Source organism: Roseateles sp. GW823-FHT07B05 (assembly GCF_058794515.1).
In genome coordinates this window covers 1-18502 of the sequence record NZ_JBXAGX010000019.1, presented here as the reverse complement: position 1 = coordinate 18502, position 18502 = coordinate 1, and the positions used below count along the sequence as shown (strand labels likewise).

General features: G+C 72.3%; 17 protein-coding genes. 9 read left to right on the top strand and 8 right to left on the bottom strand.

Going from position 1 to position 18502, the window contains the following annotated elements; all coding sequences use genetic code 11:
* Nucleotides 1–4: 4 nt before the first annotated feature.
* Complete coding sequence (locus tag AC1Q7O_RS25265; protein ID WP_492661794.1) at nucleotides 5–961, bottom strand: sugar kinase; 957 nt, start codon at nucleotides 959–961, stop codon at nucleotides 5–7.
* 192 nt (nucleotides 962–1153) lie between these two features.
* Between AC1Q7O_RS25265 and AC1Q7O_RS25260 the strand changes: the two genes are divergently transcribed.
* The 3 genes from AC1Q7O_RS25260 (at nucleotide 1154) to AC1Q7O_RS25250 (ending at nucleotide 4723) form a co-directional block, all read left to right on the top strand.
* Nucleotides 1154–1747, top strand: a complete 594-nt coding sequence (locus AC1Q7O_RS25260; RefSeq protein ID WP_492661793.1) for a GAF domain-containing protein — start codon at nucleotides 1154–1156, stop codon at nucleotides 1745–1747.
* A gap of 10 nt (nucleotides 1748–1757) precedes the next feature.
* Nucleotides 1758–2048: a hypothetical protein gene (locus AC1Q7O_RS25255; protein ID WP_492661792.1), complete on the top strand. Its 291-nt coding sequence runs from the start codon at nucleotides 1758–1760 to the stop codon at nucleotides 2046–2048.
* Nucleotides 2049–2263: 215 nt separating this feature from the next.
* The gene (locus tag AC1Q7O_RS25250; protein ID WP_492661791.1) at nucleotides 2264–4723 is read left to right on the top strand and encodes a putative bifunctional diguanylate cyclase/phosphodiesterase; all 2460 of its coding nucleotides are present in this window, start codon (nucleotides 2264–2266) and stop codon (nucleotides 4721–4723) included.
* Nucleotides 4724–4730: 7 nt separating this feature from the next.
* On the opposite strand, the gene AC1Q7O_RS25245 is transcribed toward AC1Q7O_RS25250, so the two are convergent.
* The 4 genes from AC1Q7O_RS25245 to AC1Q7O_RS25230 all read right to left on the bottom strand — a co-directional run bounded on the left by AC1Q7O_RS25245 (nucleotide 4731) and on the right by AC1Q7O_RS25230 (nucleotide 8432).
* Entirely contained in the window at nucleotides 4731–5297 is a 567-nt protein-coding gene (locus tag AC1Q7O_RS25245; RefSeq protein WP_492661790.1) for an ABC-type transport auxiliary lipoprotein family protein, read from the bottom strand.
* Nucleotides 5294–6262, bottom strand: coding sequence for an MlaD family protein (locus tag AC1Q7O_RS25240; protein WP_492661789.1), 969 nt, complete (start codon nucleotides 6260–6262; stop codon nucleotides 5294–5296). Before AC1Q7O_RS25240 ends, AC1Q7O_RS25245 begins: the two co-directional genes overlap by 4 nt.
* A gap of 161 nt (nucleotides 6263–6423) precedes the next feature.
* On the bottom strand, nucleotides 6424–7269 hold the full coding sequence (locus AC1Q7O_RS25235; protein ID WP_492661788.1) for an ABC transporter ATP-binding protein: 846 nt from the start codon (nucleotides 7267–7269) through the stop codon (nucleotides 6424–6426).
* A complete protein-coding gene (locus AC1Q7O_RS25230) occupies nucleotides 7269–8432 on the bottom strand; it encodes an MlaE family ABC transporter permease (RefSeq protein WP_492661787.1) in 1164 nt (387 codons plus the stop codon). Before AC1Q7O_RS25230 ends, AC1Q7O_RS25235 begins: the two co-directional genes overlap by 1 nt.
* 69 nt (nucleotides 8433–8501) lie before the next feature.
* On the opposite strand from AC1Q7O_RS25230, the gene AC1Q7O_RS25225 reads away from it, so the two are divergent.
* From AC1Q7O_RS25225 to AC1Q7O_RS25205, 5 genes are all read left to right on the top strand, one after another.
* Nucleotides 8502–9125, top strand: a complete 624-nt coding sequence (locus AC1Q7O_RS25225) for an RNA polymerase sigma factor (protein WP_492661786.1) — start codon at nucleotides 8502–8504, stop codon at nucleotides 9123–9125.
* Nucleotides 9122–9730, top strand: a complete 609-nt coding sequence (locus tag AC1Q7O_RS25220) for a zf-HC2 domain-containing protein (RefSeq protein ID WP_492661785.1) — start codon at nucleotides 9122–9124, stop codon at nucleotides 9728–9730. Before AC1Q7O_RS25225 ends, AC1Q7O_RS25220 begins: the two co-directional genes overlap by 4 nt.
* A complete protein-coding gene (locus AC1Q7O_RS25215) occupies nucleotides 9727–10923 on the top strand; it encodes a S8 family peptidase (protein ID WP_492661784.1) in 1197 nt (398 codons plus the stop codon). The genes AC1Q7O_RS25220 and AC1Q7O_RS25215 overlap by 4 nt, the downstream gene beginning before the upstream one ends.
* Nucleotides 10924–10949: 26 nt before the next feature.
* A complete protein-coding gene (locus tag AC1Q7O_RS25210; RefSeq protein WP_492661783.1) occupies nucleotides 10950–11621 on the top strand; it encodes a TorF family putative porin in 672 nt (223 codons plus the stop codon).
* Between the two features lie 157 nt (nucleotides 11622–11778).
* Nucleotides 11779–14997, top strand: a complete 3219-nt coding sequence (locus AC1Q7O_RS25205) for a di-heme oxidoredictase family protein (protein ID WP_492661782.1) — start codon at nucleotides 11779–11781, stop codon at nucleotides 14995–14997.
* Between the two features lie 14 nt (nucleotides 14998–15011).
* On the opposite strand, the gene AC1Q7O_RS25200 is transcribed toward AC1Q7O_RS25205, so the two are convergent.
* The 3 genes from AC1Q7O_RS25200 to AC1Q7O_RS25190 form a co-directional block, all read right to left on the bottom strand.
* Nucleotides 15012–16319, bottom strand: coding sequence for a leucine-rich repeat-containing protein kinase family protein (locus tag AC1Q7O_RS25200; protein ID WP_492661781.1), 1308 nt, complete (start codon nucleotides 16317–16319; stop codon nucleotides 15012–15014).
* Between the two features lie 39 nt (nucleotides 16320–16358).
* On the bottom strand, nucleotides 16359–16700 hold the full coding sequence (locus AC1Q7O_RS25195; protein WP_492661780.1) for a zinc ribbon domain-containing protein YjdM: 342 nt from the start codon (nucleotides 16698–16700) through the stop codon (nucleotides 16359–16361).
* Between the two features lie 200 nt (nucleotides 16701–16900).
* Entirely contained in the window at nucleotides 16901–17086 is a 186-nt protein-coding gene (locus AC1Q7O_RS25190) for a ribbon-helix-helix protein, CopG family (protein WP_394511054.1), read from the bottom strand.
* Nucleotides 17087–17257: 171 nt separating this feature from the next.
* Here AC1Q7O_RS25190 and AC1Q7O_RS25185 point away from each other — a divergent pair, with 171 nt between their 5' ends.
* Nucleotides 17258–18031, top strand: coding sequence for a spermine/spermidine synthase domain-containing protein (locus AC1Q7O_RS25185; RefSeq protein WP_492661779.1), 774 nt, complete (start codon nucleotides 17258–17260; stop codon nucleotides 18029–18031).
* The last annotated feature ends 471 nt before the right edge of the window (nucleotides 18032–18502 follow it).

Genomic DNA, 18502 nt, shown 5'->3' with positions numbered 1-18502 from the left:
GCGGTCAGCCTTGCATCAGGTCTTGCATCGCGTCGCGCGGGATCAGCGCGCCGGGGTGCTGGATGACGCGCGCCGCCAGCCGGTTGCCGAAGGCCGCGGCCTCCGCGGGTACCACGCCGCGCAGCCGGCGGCTCAGGTAGCCGGCGGCGAAGGAGTCGCCCGCGGCGGTGGTGTCGACGACGCGGGCCACCGTCTCGGTGGGCACCTCCTGCCACTGGCCGTCGCCGCCGACGATGGCGGGCAGCCCGCCGCGCTTGATGGCGATCTCCGGCACCGGCAGCGCCTGCGCCGCGCTGACGGCGCTGGCCAGGTCGGGCAGGCCGTGCAGCGCCTGGTGGTCGTCGGCGGTGATGAGGGCCACGGAGGCCGTCGCAAACGCGCGTCCGTACCAGTAGCGCGCGTCGGCCACCGATTCCCACAGCCGCGGCCGGTAGTTGTTGTCGAAGGCCACCACCTTGCCGGCGGCGCGCATGCGCGCCATCAGCGCCAGCGCCCGCTCGCGGCCGGCCTGCGGCAGGATGGCCAGGCTGATGCCCGACAGGTACAGCGCGTCCAGCGCGTCGGCCTGGTCCTCCAGTGCCGTCGCCGCGGTGTCGAAGAACGCCCGTGCCGCCGCCTGGCCGCGCCAGTAGTGGAAGCGCCGCTCGCCGTTGTCGTCCAGCTCGATCAGGTACAGCCCCGGCACGCGCCCGGGCAGCCGCTGCACCAGGCCCGTCAGCACGCCTTCGTCCTGCCAGCGTTCCAGCATGCCGGCGCTGAGGCTGTCGTCGCCCAGCGCCGTCGCGTAGTGCACCCGCAGCCCCGCGCCGCCGCAGCGGGCCAGGTAGACGGCCGTGTTCAGCGTGTCGCCGCCGAAGGTCTGGCGCAGGTTGCCGAAGGCCTGGCCTTGCAGTTCCAGCATGCATTCGCCCAGGGCGGCAATGGACACGGGCCGCGCCGTGGTCGAAGGGGAGGGGTTCACGGTCTGAAAATGAAACAACGGTTCAATAAGATAGCTTACCCGGTTCATTCTCCGCCCCCTGGTTTACCCCGGCCGCTCAATCGCACGACCGAAACGCCATGGGCCCGCGCGCTCACGGGCTGTTGCCGAGCCGGCTCGACCGAGCCGGCGCCAGCGGGGATGATGGTGGCGACGCCTTGTTGAGGAGAGCCCATGTCCCTGCTGGACCCGCTGGACCCGCACGCGCTGGAAGTGCGCATTTCCGAGCTGCTGGTGGCCACGTCCGACAGCTACGACCCGGCGCTGGACCGGCGCATCACCGACGTGCTGCTGATGCTGCGCAGGCAGCTGCGCATGGACGTGGTGTTCGTGTCCGAGTTCGTTGACGGCGAGCGCGTGTTCCGCTTCATGGAGGGCGGCGGCGCGCTGGGCCTGCAGGCGGGCGACTCCGGGCCGCTGGAGGAAAGCTACTGCCAGCGCGTCGTCGAGGGCCGCATGCCGGAGCTGGTGACCGACGCGCGGCCGCTGGTGGCAAGCGGCGACCTGCCGGACACCGGCATCACCGTCGGCGCCCATCTGAGCACGCCGGTGGTGCTGCCGGACGGCCGCGTCTACGGCACCGTGTGCTGCTTCAGCGCCGCGGCGCAGCCCGACCTGCAGGCCGGCGCGCTGGCCTGCCTGCGCCAGTGCGCGCGGCTGGTGGCGCGCAAGGTGGACGTCGAGCAGCGGCTGGCGTTCCCGTCGATTGAGGCCGCCCAGCCCGACTGGTCGGCCACCGAACCGCTGCCACTGGGCGGCAGGCCTTGAGGAGGGCGCCATGAACGACGGTTTTGGCCACGAGGTGCCACCCCGGCACGCGCAGCAGACGCACCGCCAGGTCGCCCGCTATCTCGTCATCATCGGCTCGGCCGACGGCGCGGTGGCGCGGCTGTTCCTGGCCGACCGCACGCCGGCCGGCGAATTCGATGCCGGCACCGAGGAAATCACGCACATGACCGGCGGCGCGCAGGCCAGTGCCGGCGCCGCGGGCCCCGAGTGGGACCGCGCGCTGGCCGGCCACACGGCCGCGGAGCGCGCCGCGGCGACGGTCTACGCATTGGATATCTAGGGAGGGTCTGCAGAACCCCTGTGGGCCGCACCGTGAAATACCCCACGGAAACGCCGGTGCAGGCGGAGCGCGCTGCCGTGCCGCCTCGATAAACCCGGGAACAACCCCTAGGATTCCGCGCTTTTCGACCGGTGGCGGTTCGCCATCCGGAGGTATCGCCGGCGCGCAGCTCGCCTTGCGCCCGGCCGCAAGCGCTCAACTCCACAGGGGGCTCCATGCCAACCAGCCACCGCCCGGAGCCCGGGGGCGGGCCCGGTGCCAGCGGGCGGCACGCCGTCGCCTTCCGCGAGATCTGGCAGGCCCGGCTGCTGGGCATGGACCAGGCCCGGCGTGCGCTCGCGCGCTGGCGCGCGGTGCAGGCCGACGACACCACCGGCCTGCTGGCGCTGCGGCTGGACCTGATCGGCGTGCGCCTGGCGCCGCAGGGGGAGGAGGCCAGCCGGCGCTACCGCGCGCTGGCCGAGCAGCTGCGTGCGGGGGGCGACCGCGACGGCGCCGTCATCGCCACCAGCCTGGCGCTGGGGACGGCGGCCTATGGCGGCGACGTCCGCCAGGCGGTGGCGGCCTTCGAGCAACTGGTGCCCGACATCGACCGGGTGGCCGACCCGCTGGAGCGCAGCCTCGCGCTGGGGCCGGCGCTGTACCTGTACCAGACGCTGGGCAACCCCGCGGCCTACCTGCGCCATGCCGACCAGATGCTGGTGCTGGCCCGGGCGATGGGCCACAAGGGCATGTGCGAGGCCGCGCTGGCCAACCTGGGCATCGCGATGTACCTGGCCGGCGACGAACTGGCCGCGCTGCAGGTGCTCAAGGGGGTGCTGGACAGCAGCGGTGGCGTGGGCGGCTGGCTACGGTTCAGCGCGGTGGCCTGCCTGGCCGGCATCCACCATGCGCTGGGCGATGTCGACAAGGTGCTGCCGCTGCTGGCGGCCTGGGCCTTCCCGGACGACCTGACGCTGCTGGACCAGGAAGCGGTCAACCAGTTCCACGCCATCGGCGCGGAGGTCTACGCCCGGCTCGGGCAGCTGGACGACGCTCGCCGCTGCCTGGCGCTGCTGGCGCAGGTGCCCGAGCCGCAGCGCAGCTACGAGGTGCGTTGCCAGCTGGCGCTGTCGCAGGCGCTGTACCTGCAGGCGCTGGGCCAGCCCGCGCAGGCCCGGCAGGCGCTGGACGAGGCGGTGCGGCTGGCCGAGTTCTTCTCCGGCAGCCACCGCGTGCTGGGCGCGCACTACTGGCGCTCGTTCGCCCAGCTGGCACGCGACCTGGGCGACTGGCCCGCGGCCTACGGCCACCTGGACCGCTACCGGCAGCTGGAGCAGCAGAAGAAATACCTCGCTTCCGAGGCGCGCCGCATGGTGCAGCAGGACCGGGCCGAGCCGGACCTGGGCCTGCTGGACGAGTTCCGCCGCGACCCGCTGACCGGCCTGGCCAACCGCGAGCAGATGCGCGTGCTGGGCGACGAATGGCTGGCCCGCCAGCTGGCCGAGCCGGTGGTGCTGATGCTGAACCTGCGCCGCTTCAACGCGATCAACGAGGCGCTGGGCCATGAGGTGGGCGACGAGGTGCTGGTGGCCGTGGCGGATCGCCTGCGGGCCGCGACGGCCGTGTTCGGGCTGGCGCTGGTGGCCCGCGTGTATGCCGACCAGTTCGCGCTGACCGTGCCCCGCGATGACGGTGACGACGGCGATGCCGCCATCCGCCGGCTCGCCGCCACGCTGTTCTCGACGCCGTTGAGCGTGCGCGGCCACCTGGTGGACATCAGCGCGGGCTGGGGCGTGGCGATGGCGCCCGGCCACGGCCAGACCATGCAGCAGCTGATGTCCAACGCCGAGATCGCGCTGCACGAGGACCGCCAGAGCTGCGCCGGCTGGACGCTGTTCTCGCCGCAGCTGCGCAAGGCCAGCCCGCGGCAGCTGTCGCTGGTGTCCGAGCTGCGGCGCGCGGCGCAGGACGACGAGTTCGAGCTGCTTCTGCAGCCCAAGTTCTCGCTGGCGGATGACCGCGTCACCGGGGCCGAGGCGTTGATCCGCTGGAACCACCCGGCGCGCGGCACCGTGCCGCCGGTGGAGTTCATCCCGTTCGCCGAGGACATCGGCGCCATCCGCGACATCACGCACTGGGTGCTGCGCCGCGCGATGCAGATCACGCGCGAGCTGGCGCAGGCCGGCCTGTCATGCCAGATCGCGGTCAACGTGTCGGCGCACGACATCGGCACGCCGTGCCTGCGCGAGACGCTGCAGCGGCTGCTGGCCGAGACGGGTGCCCAAGCCACCGACCTGCGCCTGGAGCTGACCGAGAGCGTCGCGATGAACGACCCGGTGCAGGTGGCCGAGCGCATGCGCGACATCAGCGCGCTGGGTTTCCAGTGGTCCATCGACGACTTCGGCACCGGCCAGTCCTCGCTGTCCTACCTGCACCGGCTGCCGCTGCACGAGCTGAAGATCGACCGCAGCTTCGTGCGCAACGCCGCCGCGTCCAAGGCCACCATCACCCTGCTGAAGGCGGCCATCGACCTGGGCGCCAACCTGGGCCTGCGCACGGTGGCCGAGGGCGCCGAGACGCAGGAGGACTGGGACCTGCTGCGCCGGCTCGGCTGCGATGCCGCCCAGGGCTGGCTGCGCGCCCGGCCCATGCCGGTGGACGCCTTCGTCGCCTGGCTGGCGCAGCGCGGCTAGGGCTCGCTCAGCCGGGGCAGGCGGGCAGCCAGGCCGCCAGCTGCGGCAGCCAGTCGTCCACCGCCTGGGCCAGCGCGCGCACGGCGCCGGCCGCATCGGGCGCGGCCGGGCGCTCCAGCGTCCAGGCCTGCTGGCGCGCGGCGCCGCTGGCGGGCCACAGCGTGGCCTGCAGCCGCAGCACGGCGCGGCTGTCGGTGGCGCTGGTGAACTGCTGCTCGAAGGCATCCAGGTGCACCGCCAGCAGCCCGGGCGGGCGGCCGGGGCAGCCGGGCAGCCCGGCCAGCTGCTGGCGCAGCCGCTGCGTCAGCAGCGCCGGCGGCGGCGCGGCCCACAGGCTGTCGCGGTAGCGCTCCAGGCGCTGCGCCTGCTGGAAGTTCAGGCGGTAGGCGATGCCGTCGCCGCTCAGCCACGGCGGCGCCGTCACGTCGGCGATGCGCCAGGCCAGCGCACCGCCGGCCGTTGCCGTGGCGGGCGCGGGGCCGAGGTCGTAGACGGCGCGGGCCGGTGCGGTGGGCGTCAGCGAGCAGGCGCCCAGCAGCAGCGCGGCGAGCAGGGGGAGGGCAGTGGCTCTCATTTGGCGGCACCCGTCTTCAGCCGGTCGGCAAAGCCCGCCTCGCCCGGCCCGGGCGGCTGCGCGCCGCGGCCGAACAGCAGGCTCTGCGGCTGGTCGCCCAGCTCGTGCGCGGCGCGCTCGATGCTGCGGCTGGCGGCCGATACGTCGGCCAGCACGGGGCGGGTGCGCTGCGGCGTGTCGCCCACCAGCGCGAGTTCCAAGTTGCGGCTGGTGGCCTGTACCTGCTGGGCCGCGGCGTCCAGTCGGTCCAGCACGGCGGCGCGGGCGCGCAGGTCCTGCGCCAGCGCGCGGCCGTCGGCGGCCAGCGTCTGGATCTCGCGCAGCGCCGCGGTCGCCTGCTGCGCGGTGCCGTCAGCGTTCTTCAGCAGGCCGGGCAGCTCGCGTGCGGCGGGTTGCAGCGCGGCCATCAGGCGGCTGGTGTCGGCGGCGGTCTGGTCCAGCCGCGCGAGCGTGCGGCCCAGTTGCGCGCGGTTGTCATCGCTGAGCAGCTTGTTGAGCCGCTCGGCCGTCTCGGCAAAGCCGGCCAGCAGCAGCGGGCCGCTCTCGGCCAGGCGGTCCAGCAGCGTGGGCTTGAGCGCCAGCCGCGTCCCGGGCTGGGCACGTTGCAGCGGTGCCTTGGCATCGGCCTCTTCCAGGCTGACGAAGGACAGGCCGGTCACGCCTTGCAGGCCCAGCTGCGCATGCGTCGTGGCGGCCACCGGCGCAGCGGCGTCGACGACGATGCCTACGAGGATCTGCCGCGGGTCCTCGGGGTCGAAACCGATGCTGTCCACCCAGCCCACCTCCACGCCGCGCAGCTTGACGGGCGCCTTCAGGTTCAGGCCCGGCACGCCGCTGCGCGCGACGACGGTGTAGCGCACGCGGGCCGTGCGGTCACCCTGGAACCAGGCGACGCTGGCGGCCAGGGCCAGGCCGAGCAGCAAGAGGAACAGGCCGGCGGCGAGGGCGTGGGCTTTGTTTTCCATGGGTGCAGTCTGCCTCGGTTATTGCGGGCCGAGCGCCGGGCCGCCCCCAAGCCGGCCCGCTTGGGCGATGTGCACGCGGCTCGATGCCGCGTGCATCTCCGTCCCCTCGGGGGACCGACCAGGGACGCGCGCGTCCAGCGCCGCGGGGCTGGGCGAGGGGCTCACAGCGCGTCCTCGCGCAGGACGGCCGGGACGCCGCCTTCTTCGCTGGTGTCGTCCAGGCTGAGCCGGAAGCGCTTCACGTCTTCCTCGGCGCAGCGCTCCAGGTGGCCGAGGAAGAAGTTGCGCACGAACGGGTGCGGCAGGCGCGCCACCTCGGTCAGCGGCCCGCAGGCCAGGATGCGCTGCTCGGCCAGCACGGCCACGCGGTCGACGACGGCGAACAGCGTGTCGACGTCGTGCGTGACCATGACGACCGTCAGCCCCAGCTCCTGGCGCAGCTTGCGCAGCAGCTTGACGAACTGCTTGGCGCTGTCGGGGTCCAGCCCGGCGGTGGGCTCGTCGAGGAACAGCAGCTGCGGGTCGAGGATGAGCGCGCGCGCCAGCGACACGCGCTTGACCATGCCGCCCGACAGCTCGGACGGGCGCTTCAGCGCGTCGTCGGGCTTCAGGCCCACCTGGGCGAGCTTGAGCAGCACCAGCGGCTTGATCATGTCCGGCGGCACGCTGTTGAGCTCGCGCAGCGGCAGCGCGACGTTATCGAACACGCTGAGCGCCGAGAACAGCGCGCCGTTCTGGAACAGCACGCCCCAGCGGTAGCGCACGCGCTCCAGGTCGCGCGCGGCGCAGCGGCCCAGCGGGTGGCCGAAGATCTTCACGCTGCCGGCCTGCGGCACTTCCAGGCCCAGCAGCAGGCGCAGCAGCGTCGTCTTGCCGGAGCCGGAGCCGCCGATCAGCGCCATGACCTCGCCGCGATGCACGGTCAGGTTGAGATGGCGGTGGATGACATGGCCGTCGAAGGCCGTCGTCACGTTGTCGACTTCGATGATGGCTTCGGACTTGTCCATCAGACACCCACGTCCGAGAAGAGGACGGCAAAGATCGCGTCCACGACGATGACCAGCGTGATCGCCGTGACGACCGACTGCGTGACGCTCTGCCCCAGGCTCTCGGTGTTGGGCTTCACGCGCAGGCCGAAGTGGCAGGCCAGCAGCGCGATGAGGCCGCCGAACAGCACCGACTTGATCCAGCCCAGCCACAGGTTCACCGGCTCGACGACGCTGGGCAGCGTGTGCAGGAACTGCGCCGGGTCCAGTTTGAGCTGCGCGCCGGCCGCGGCCATGCCGCCCACGAGCATCAGCGCGCTGGTCCACAGCGCCACCAGCGGCAGCGAGATGGCCAGCGCCACGACCTTGGGCGCCACCAGCCGCACCGTGTGCGAGATGCCCATCACCGACAGCGCATCCAGCTCCTGCGTGACGCGCATGACGCCGATCTGCGCCGTCATCGCCGAGCCCGAGCGGCCCGCCACGATGATGGCCGCCAGCAGCGGGCCCAGCTCGCGCAGCACGGCCAGACCCAGGATGTTGATGACGAAGATGTCGGCGCCGTAGGTCTTGAGCTGGCGCGAGATCAGGTAGGACAGCGTCAGGCCGACGAGGAAGCCGACCAGCGCCGTGATCGGCAGCGCCTGCGCGCCGGTGCGGTAGACGTTGGCCGAGATCTCGCGCCAGCCGATCAGCGACGGGCGCCTCAGCATCAGCAGGGCGTCCAGCAGCAGCCGGCCGGTCAGCGTGACGATGTCCACGCCGTGGCGGGCGAAGGCCAGCAGGCTCAGGCTGGCGCGCTCCAGCCCCGGGCCCAGGCCGGGCTTGCGCCGGGGCAGCGCGGCCGGCTGCATGAACTGCGCGAACAGCGTCACGTGTTCGGGCAGCCACAGCAGCCGGGCGGGTGGCTTCTGGCCCCAGCCCTGCCACAGCGTCAGCGCGCCGGCGGTGTCCAGCTGGCTCAGCTCGCGCAGGTCCCACAGCGCGCCGGCGTCGTCGGCCACGGCCTGCGCGATGCGCTGGCGCAAGGCCTCGTAGCGGCCGCGCAGCGCCAGCAGCGTCCAGTCGCCGCTGACCCGCCATTCGCGCGGGCCGCCGGCCTGCAGCCGGGGCTCGGCATCCGGCAGCCCCGCCGGCCCGGCGTCGGCCGGGTCGGGCAGGGTGAGGAGGCCGGCATCGCTCATGGCGACACGATACCGCGCTGGCTACGATGCCCGTTGAACCTTTGGAGGGTGGCGGGGTACTCACGCGGCATGTCAATCTGGTCCAGCATCCGAAAAAAGCGCGAGGCCGCTCCGGCGCCGGAGCGCGGCGCGGGCACGGAAGCCGTCGAGCTGGCGCTGCTGGCCGGGGTGAAGCGTGGCCGCCGGGCCGACTTCGACGCGCTGTACCGCCTCTACCACCCGCGGCTGTGGCGCTTCCTCACGCACCTGATGCGCCAGCCCGACGCCATCGAGGAGGCGCTGAACGACACGATGCTGGTGCTCTGGCAGCGCGCCGACAGCTTCGACGGCCGCAGCAAGCTGTCGACCTGGATCTTCGGCATCGCCTATCGCAAGGGGCTGAAGGCGCTGAGCCGGCAGGACCTGCCGGTCGACGACGAGGCGCTGCCCGAGGCGGCGGACACCGGGCCGGGGCCCGAGCAGCAGTTCGGCCTTGTGCAGCTGCGCGGGCGGCTGCGCGAGGCGATGGCCGAGCTGTCGCCGGAGCACCGGGCCGTCGTGGAGCTGTGCTACTTCCACGACATGGCCTACGGTGAGATCGCCGAGGTGGTGGGCTGCCCCGCCGAGACCGTGAAGACGCGGATGTTCTACGCGCGGCGCCGGCTGCGCACCCTGCTCGACGACCTGGCCGGGCATGGAGGAGAGTTGTCATGAGTGTGGTCATCCCGATGGAACACGACGAGCACGCGGCCGTGCAGGCCTTGCTGCCCTGGTTTGCACGCGGCCAGCTGGACGAGGCCGACACGGCCCGGGTGCGGCAGCACCTGCCGCATTGCACGCTGTGCCGCAACGAACTGGCTGCCGAGCGGCCCATGCAGACGCTGCTGGCCGGCGCGGGCGCGCCCGAGGACGTGGGTGACGTGGAGGCCGGCCTCGCGAAGCTGCACGCCCGCCTGCTGCCGGTGGCGCGCCAGCACGCCGCGCCGCGCTGGGTGCCCTGGGCGCTGGGCGCGCAGGGGGCGGCCTGCGCGCTGCTGCTGGGCCTGTGGCTGCAGGCGCGGCAGGATGCGCCGGCCTACGAAGGCCTGTCGGCCGCCGGCGCGGTGCCGGTGGCGGCGGACGCGCTGGTCATGTTCAAGCCCGGCACCGGCGAGCAGGCGTTGCGTGAGCTGCTGCAGGCGCAGGGCGCCAGCGTCGTCGCCGGCCCGACCGAGACGGGCGCCTGGCTGCTGCGCGTGGACGCCCGCGGGCTGGCGGCGCTGCGCACGGCGCCTATCGTGCAGCTGGCCGAGCCGCTGCAGCCGGGGCCGGCACGATGAAGCGGGCGAGCCTGTGGCTGCACTTGCTGGTGCTGCTGGCCTGCTGCCTTTTTGGCCGGCCGGCAGTCGCGCAGGCCGAGGAAGCGCAGCGCCAGGTTCTGGTGATGCTGCAGCTGCCGAAGGCGCATTACCGGCCCGACGGTAGCTACGCCGGCCATTACGGCGCCGGCGTGGGCCGGCAGTCGCGCCAGCAGGTGGCGCAGAGCCTGGCGGAGAAACACGGACTGGAGATGCGCAGCGAGTGGCCCATGCCGCTGGCCGGCGTGGAGTGCTTCGTCATGCGGCTGCCCGAGGGCGACCGGCGCTCGTCGGCCGAGGTGGCGCGCGCCGTGTCGGAAGACGGCCGCGTGGCCTGGGCGCAGCCCGTGGGGCTGTACCAGGCGCAGGGCGGCAGCGCGCAGGAGCCGCTGTACGCCGCGCAGCCGGCCGCCAGGCAGTGGCAGCTGGCCGAGCTGCACCAGCTGGCCACCGGCCGCGGCGTGCGCGTGGCGGTGGTGGACAGCGGCGTGGAGACGCAGCACCCCGACCTGGCGGGCCAGGTGGTGCACAGCCAGAACTTCGTCGACGACCGCCCGCCGCCGGCCGAAGGGCATGGCACGGCGGTGGCCGGCATCATCGCGGCGCGGGCCGACAACGGCGCCGGCATTGCCGGCATCGCGCCCCAGGCGCGGCTGCTGGCGCTGCGCGCCTGCTGGCAAGCCAGCCCGGCACAGACGCTGTGCACCGGCCTGGGCCTGGCCAAGGCGCTGTACGCGGCCATCCAGCAGGGCGCGCACATCATCAACCTGAGCCTGGGCGGGCCGGACGACCGGCTGCTGGCGCTGCTGCTGGACCAGGCGCAGGCGCGCGGCGCCACCGTCGTGGCGGCGCTGCCGGGGCGGGACGGCCCCTTCCCGGCCAACCACCCCGGCGTGCTGGTGGTGGGCAGTGCGCCGCCGCTGCCCAGCGGCGCGATGCTGGCGCCGGGCAGCGGCATCCCCAGCACGGCGCCGGGCGGTGGCTGGACGGTGGTGACGGGCTCGTCCTTCGCCGCCGCGCATGCCGCCGGCCTGCTGGCGCTGGCGCGCGAGCTGGACGCCAAGGCCACGCTGGTGACGGCGGCGCAGGGGCGCATCGACGGCTGTGCGACGTTGGCGCGCTGGGCGGGCCCCCGTCATGCGGCCTGCAGATCGCTCGTGCACACTGCGGAGTAATGCCCGCCGCGCGACCGCTGCTTCTGATGCTCCTGCTGACCGGCGCCGCGCGCGCCGATGTCGGCGCGACGCTGTCCGTGCAGACGGACGCCCGCGAGCGCGGCGTGTCGTACACCGGCAACCGGCCCGGCGTGCAGCTGGGCCTGGGCTGGGATGGCGCTGCGGGCTGGTACGGCGGCGTGTCGCTGGCGCGCGTGCGCTTCGACGCTGACCGGCGCGGTGCCTGGCTGCGGGCCTACGGGGGACGCGTGCTCGAACTGAAGCCGGGCCTGGATGCCGAGGCCGGCCTGGTGCTGCACCGCTACGAGGGCCTGTCGCGCTACGACTTCGCCGAGGGCTATGTGGGCCTGCTGGGTGAGGGCTGGAGCGCGCGCCTGCATCACGCCCCCGACTATTACGGTAGCGGCCAGCGCACGGTCTATGCCGAGGCCAATGCGCGCTGGCCGGCGAGCGCGCCGCTGGCCGTGCTGGGGCATGCGGGCCTGCTGCGAGCGCATGGCGCGTCGCGCTGGGCCAACCAGCCGTACAACCCGCAGGGCCAGGCGCGCGTGGACCTGCGCGCGGGCGCCTCGTGGCAGCTGGGCCCGGGCGTGGAGATGCAGCTGGCCTGGGTGGCGGCCGGCCGCGGCGGGCCGGTCATGTGGGCAGGCGCCATGCGGCGCAGCACGGCGCAGCTGACGCTCAGCGCGGCGCTCTGAGCCCGGCAGTACACATGTAACGGGCGGCAAGAAACCGCTCAAGACGGTGATGAAGGTGGACCGGCGCCGCCCGCCTGGGCAGCATCGCGCCCTCGCAGGCTTGAAGGCGCTTTCATATCGAAGGCCACCTGCCGCCAGAACCAGAACAAGGGAATCCATGCTGCCGCGACCCGCCTTGCGCACCTTCTCAATCCGCAGCCTGCCGTGGGCCGTGAGCCTGCTGCTCGCCGCCTGCGGCGGCGGTGGCGCCGGCGAGTCATCTCAACCGACGGCGCAGGGCAGCGACGCCGGCGCCACCGCCCGCGCGCTGGCCGCAACCGCCAGCGACACCGAGGCGGCGCTGACGCCGGTGGCCGTGACGGCCAGCGCGTCGGAGCGCGACGACCTGTCCGCCGCCAAGGCCATCGACCATGACGACGGCTCGCGCTGGAGCAGCGGCTTCAGCGACGACCAGTGGCTGATGCTGGACTACGGCAAGACGGTGGCCATCAGCCGCGTCCACATCGACTGGGAGCGCGCGCACGCGACCCAGTACGAACTGCAGGTCAGCGCCGACGGCGTGGCCTGGACGACGCTGAAGGCAGTGGCCAACAGCGCCGGCGGCAGCGAGGACTGGACGGGCCTCAGCGGTCAGGGGCGCTACCTGCGCCTGAAGGGCATCAAGCGCTCGTCGCAGTACGGTTACTCCGTCTTCGAGATCCAGGCGTTCTCCGGCGTCGCGCCGGCGCCCGCACCGGCACCCGCGCCGGCGCCGGCGCCTGCACCATCGCCGGTCGACACCAGCCAGCCCGGCGTCACCATCAAGCCCGTGGCCGCCACGTCGTCGGCCGTCGAGAACGCCGGCAACGCGGCCGCGATGGCCATCGACGGCAAGCCGGGCACGCGCTGGGCCAGCACGTTCGAGGACGGCGCGTGGATCCAGTTCGACTTCGGCGCCAGGACGGCCGTGGGTTACCTGAAGCTGGTCTGGGAGAACGCCTACGGCAAGGCCTACTCACTGCGCACGTCGGACGACGGCAAGACCTGGACCGAGGTCCGCAACGTGAGCAACGGCCGCGGCGGCACGGAGGAGTTCTTCAACCTCGGCGTCAATGCGCGCTACCTGCGCCTGCAGGGCGTGGCCCGTGCCACGCAATACGGCTACTCGCTGTTCGAGGCCGAGTTCAAGAGCCCCGGCAGCGACAACACGTTGGCCGACGTCGCCACGTCGGCCGTCAAGTTCCCCGCCAGCGGTGCCGGCCTCGTGCCGCTGCCGACGAGCGCCGAGCCGTTGGAGTCGCTGCAGTTCACGCTGCCCGATGGCACGCTGGTCACGCGCTTCGGCGTGCGCGGCCTGGCCCGCCACGGCCGCGAGCGCGGCGAGGACTGGAACGAGATCGGCTACGGCCCCAACGAGACGGTGGACGCCGCCGGCAACCCCGTCGACAAGGGGCCGGGCAACTTCCTGACCTTCGTGCCGCAGTACTTCAAGAACCGCACCTGGGGCTTCGAGATCATCGACAACAGCCGCGTGGCCGGCGTGACCAAGCCGACGCTGAAGGTCAACCAGTACTTCACGCAGCCGCAGCTGCCCGGTGGCGTGGCGTGGTTCCGCGCGTTCGACCGCGTGGGGGTGACGGGCTACGGCTGGATGAACCCCGGCGAGCTGGCCGACAAGAGCCTGGCGATCTGCCCGCCCGTGGCCTACCCGCCCAACGGCAAGCTGGCCAGCGCCAACCTGCTGAACAACGGCTGCAGCCTGACCGTGAACGGCTACCCCGGCCACGGTGACATCGGCGCTGACGGCATGCCCAACGGCAAGAGCGTGCCGGGCCGTGCGCTGGTCGTCGGCGACGTCATCGAGGTGTCGCCGTCGTTCTTCTCGACGACGCAGGCCATGCAGGCCATCGGCGACAACGGTGGCATCCGCTACTACGCCGGCGAGTGGACCTATGTCGTCGGCACCGGCCTGCGCCCGTCCTACGGCGTGCAGCCGCGGCTGATGAACGCGCCGCTGCCGGTGGCCACGCTGTCGGGCGGCGACGGCTCGGTGTCGTACAACTACTCCGACAACGGCCTCTTCATGTTCCAGCAGCCGCACAACCACGCCGGCATGCAGAACATGCAGCGCTTCGTCGAAGGGCGCCGCCTGGTGCACACCAGCTTCACGACCGGCGACCACAACGAGCCCGGCAATGACCGCTACACGCCGGCCGTGGGTCTGCAGGGCCAGCGCTTCAACCAGTCGGCCTGCATCGCCTGCCACGTCAACAACGGCCGCAGCCCGGCGCCGACCGCCGTCAACCAGAAGCTGGACGCGATGTCCGTGCGCACCGCGATGCTCGACGCCGCCGGCCAGCAACTGCCGCACTCGCGCTACGGCACCTCCATCCAGATGAACGCGTTCTCGGCCAGCGGTACGCCGCAGGACTGGGGCACCAGCGTGCGCGTGGGCGGGTTCGAGACGAAGACGGTGACGCTGGCCGACGGCACGGCGGTGGAACTGCGCAAGCCCACGCTGGCGTTCGACGGCCCGGTGCCGGCGGTGTTCTCGCTGCGCGCGGCGCAACCCATGATCGGCACCGGCCTGCTAGAAGCCGTGCCCGAGGCCGACATCCTGGCCCGCGCGCGCAGCGTGGCCGACGAGGACGGCGTGAAGGGCGTGCCCAACTACGTCTTCGACCCCGAGACCGGCGCCGTGCGGCTGGGCCGCTTCGGCTGGAAGGCGTCCAAGGTCTCGCTGCGCCACCAGACGGCCGCGGCGCTGCTGCAGGACATGGCGGTCACGTCGCCCGTCTACCCCAGCCGTGCGTGCAACAACGGCCCGGTGGCCTGCGCCGCGGGCAAGGCCGAGCGAGGCATTTCCGAGGCCGACCTGCAGTCCGTGTCGCGTTACCTCGCGCTCGTCGCCGTGCCGGCGCAGCGCAGCCTGCCCAGCGGCTTCCCCAAGGGCGTCGCGCCGCTGGACGAGCACCGCGTGGACCCGCTGCAGGTCAGCGCCGGCGCCAAGCTGTTCCAGACCATGCGCTGCACCGCCTGCCACGCCACCGACATGAAGACCGGCCCGGGCCACCTGTTCGCCGAACTGCGCAACCAGGCCATCAAGCCGTACTCCGACCTGCTGCTGCACGACATGGGCGCGGGCCTGGCCGACGGCTACGTGGAGGGCCAGGCCAAGGGCGCGCTGTGGCGCACGGCGCCGCTGTGGGGCATCGGCTACACGGAGAAGGTCATGGGCAATGCCGCCAAGGTCGGCTACCTGCACGACGGCCGCGCCCGCAACCTGACCGAGGCCATCCTGTGGCACGGCGGCGAGGGCGGGAAGTCGCGCCAGCGCTTCGAGGCACTGGGCAAGGCCGACCGGGACGCGGTGCTGGCCTTCCTGCGGTCGCTGTGACCGCAGACTGAACGTCAGGCCTCAGCCAGCTCGCTGAGTGCCTGCGCCAGTTCATGGGCCGACGGGCGCTGCGCCACCTGCGGTTGCAGGCAGGCCTGTGCGAGCGCCGTGGCCGCTGCCGGCGCGGTGCCGCCATCGCAGCAGCCGAGCAGCTCTTCCAGCAGGCAGCCCAGCGCGCGCACGTCCAGCGCCCGCAGCCGCGCGGCCTGCGCCGCGGGCACGCTGGCGAGGAAGGATGCGGCGCCGAAGTCGCCCAGCCGCACCTGGCCCTGGCCGTCGTGCAGCAGGTTGTGCGCGTACAGGTCGCCGTGCGTGAGGCCGCGCTCGTGCAGATGCGCCAGCGCCTCGGCGACGCCGGCGGCCATTGCCAGCGCGACGGCGGGCGACAGGCGCAGCGCGGGGTCGTAGACATCGCGCGTGCACGACGCCAGGCTGGGCGGCCCGGCCAGCGTGCGGAACTCGGGGCCCACCAGTGGCATCAGCAGGCCATCAGCGCCGGCTGGGTGCCCGCTCAGCCGCCCGATGGCCGGGATCAGTTGCGGGTGCGCCCCCGCCTGCAGGCAGGCCGCGAGTTCGGTAGACGGCAGGCCGTCGCTCGTCACCTCGCCCTTGAAGACCTTCACCGCCACGGCGCCCCGGTCGGCGTGTGCCGCGCGGTAGATGTGGCCCGAGGCGCCTTCGCCCAGCAGCGCCTGCACGTCGAGGCTGGCCCACGGCACGAGCGGTGCCGGCGCGTGGGCCAGCGTCTGCGCTTCCTGCGCGGCGCTGTACGGGTTGCCGCCATGGGCCAGCCAGGTCAGCCGGGGCAGCGCCAGCAGCCAGTCGGGCAGGGCGCCCAGCTGGTTGGCGGAGATGCGCAGCAACTCCAGGTTGCTGCACGCCGCCAAGCTCGCCGGCAGTGCGTGCAGCCGGTTGCCGGCCAGCGCCACCTTCTGCAGCCGCGGCCGCCGGCCCAGCTCGTCGGGCAGCGTCTCGATGCGGTTGTCCGTCAGGATCAGCCAGCGCAACTGCGGCGGCAGCGCGGCGGCCGGCACGTCGACGATGCGGTTGGCCTTGAAGCCCACCATCTCCAGCGCCTCGCAGCGCCCCAGCACCTCGGGCAGCCGCGTGAAGCGGTTGTCGGAGCAGAAGATGACCTTGAGCCGGTGCAGCCGCGGCAGGTCGGCGGGCAGGTCGTCCAGCTCGTTGCCGGACAGGTCCAGCACTTCCAGCGTGTCGGCGAGGGTGTAGACCTCGGCCGGTAGCTCGCGCAGCTTGGCGCGAAGGGTCAGGCGCTGCGCGCCGTGCAAGTTGCCTGCGCGAAGTTGCTCCAGCGTGTTCAAGCGTGCCTACTTTGTCTCAGGGGTGGCGAAGCGGCAGGGTCAGACCTTGCGCACGAACTCCGACTTCAGCCCCATCGCGCCGATGCCGTCGATCTTGCAGTCGATGTCGTGGTCGCCGTCGGTCAGGCGGATGTTCTTGACCTTGGTGCCTACCTTCACGACCAGCGACGAGCCCTTGATCTTCAGATCCTTGATGACGGTCACCGTGTCGCCGTCCTGCAGCACATTGCCGACGGCATCCTTGACGACGCGGGCCTCCTCTGCAGTCGCCTCGGCCGGCTGCGCCGACCATTCGTGGCCGCACTCGGGGCAGATGAGCTGGGCGCCGTCCTCGTAGGTGTAGGCGGACTGGCACTTGGGGCAGGCGGGCAGGGTGCTCATGGGGTTCGGTAGGGGTTCAGTGTTTCGAATGGAAGCGCGTCACGTGCCGGACGCCTGCGGGTTGGCCGCGCTGACAGGCCGACCGGGTTCTGCTGCGAGGCTCTGGAGCGCTCATCGGGTGCACCCGGGAGGGGGCTGCGTCGCCATGCAGGTGGCATCCCCCGGCATGCCGACAGGCCGGCGCTCCGCGTGGCAACGGGTCAGCCGGCTTCGGGCGCCTTGGCGCCACCCGGACCGAAGTCGACACCATGGGCCGCCAGGTAGTCGCGGATCAGGCGGCGGACCACCTGCGATGGCGTGACGTCCTGCTGCGCGCAAAGCGTCTCGAAGGCCTTCTTCTTGTCCGGGTCGATGAGGACGGTCAGTCGTGCGGTTTTCTGCTCCATGGTGTGCCTTTTATGTTAACGGCATGATAATCGCGAGCAAATCAAATGCCAATAAATCTGGCCGCTTGCCGGGATAGCTCCGGCCGCGGCGCGGCATCGCAGGCTTGGCGCGCCGGTGGTTGTCCATGCCGCCCGGCGCAGCCAGCCCCATCCCTGACAACTTCGCTGACCATGCCCGATACCGCCAATGCCGAGGACCACGTCAAGCCCTTCGTCTACGAGACGCTGACGACGAAGGCGCTTCACTTCTCGATCAGTGAGATCCAGAGCCGGATGCAGTCGCGCAGGCCGCTGGCGCTGGACCTGGACTACACCCGCACGATGATGGGGTTCCTGCTCTTCAACGACCGGCCGGACACCATCGGCATGATCGGTCTCGGCGGTGGTTCGCTGGCCAAGTTCTGCCGCGCCTACCTGCCGAAGGCGCGCATCGACGTCGTCGAGATCAACCCGCACGTCATCGCGCTGCGAGACGTGTTCCACGTGCCGCCGGATGACGGCCTCTTCGCGGTGCGCCGGGGCGACGGCGCGGACTTCGTGCGCTCGCCGCCGCACCGCCTGGACGTGTTGATGGTCGACGGCTACGACCCCGACGGCATCCCGCCCGCCTTGTGCTCGCAAGCCTTCTACGACGACTGCCGCGACTCACTGCAGCCGGAGGGCCTGCTGGTCGTGAACCTGCACATGGGGCACTGCGACTACGCCCTGCACGTCGAGCGCATCCGCCGCGCGTTCGACGGCCGCGCGCTCGTCCTGTGTGACCGGGATTGCGGCAACAGCATCGTCTTCGCCTGTGACGGTCGCCGGCTGCAGCGCGCCCAGACGTCGCAGCTTCGCCGCCCCCGCCACTTCGATGCCACCGCCTGGGAAGAGTTGGCGCCCAGCCTTGCCGAGGTCATGGTGGAACTGCGGAAGGCGGTGTTTGACGGGATGGGGCGCGGTTGACGCTTCCGCACGGCAGGCATCCGCCCAACATCTTGACGCAGGCAGGTGACGAAGGCCCATGAACAACCCGCGACGAAGCGCCCAGCAAGCACTAAGGGCTTGCCGGTGCTCGCTCGGAGGTTTGTTCAGGCGCGGGAGCGCGCAGGGATGACGCTGGAGCAGGTGGCCGTGGCCGCCGAGATCGAAGACGCCGCCAACGTGCGGATGAGCCAGTACCAGCGGGCGTGCACACCCCGAGGTTCAGCATTGCGCAGAACCTAGCCAAAGCGCTGGGCGTGCCTGTCGAGTACTTCTACTCACCAGACGACCAGACGGCCGAGCTATTGCTGCATTGGCACAAGCTCTCGAAGGCGAAGCGAGGCGACATGCTGAAGTCGCTCGGCGCACTGCTATATGAATCGCCCCGGCTTCCGCGGAGGCCCGTTGGTTTAAGTCAGACGGTCGCGGCCTGACCAGCGCGTTGTCGATGGT